The 261-nt window shown below is 30.7% G+C and carries 1 protein-coding gene; it reads right to left on the reverse strand.

Features of this window, described 5'->3' with window-relative positions; all coding sequences use genetic code 11:
- Positions 1-173: GrpB family protein (locus ACODJP_RS14205; RefSeq protein ID WP_422482609.1), on the reverse strand; the 173-nt coding region annotated here is incomplete at its 3' end.
- Positions 174-261: the final 88 nt, after the last annotated feature.

The raw sequence follows: 261 nt of genomic DNA on the forward strand, positions 1-261 counted from the left end.
GGTAGAACCTCAATATAAATGTCTAAATCACCTTTTGAGAATGCATTAGGTATTGCAGATGCACCTATATGCTCAATTTGGGCAGATGGTAGCAGAGCGGAAATTTGTCCTCGGTATAAGTTAAAAAGCTGAGTGCATCTTTGTTGGTATTGTTCTGGTTCAAAAAAAATCATTATTAAAAACTCAAATTGATAAAATTTATATATTTAAGAATAGATTATTTTATTAAACAAAAAAGCCCAAATATCGTAATTTGGGCTT

Source organism: Pleomorphochaeta sp. DL1XJH-081 (genome assembly GCF_049310885.1).
Classification (GTDB): Bacteria; Spirochaetota; Spirochaetia; order Sphaerochaetales; family Sphaerochaetaceae; genus CAYZJV01.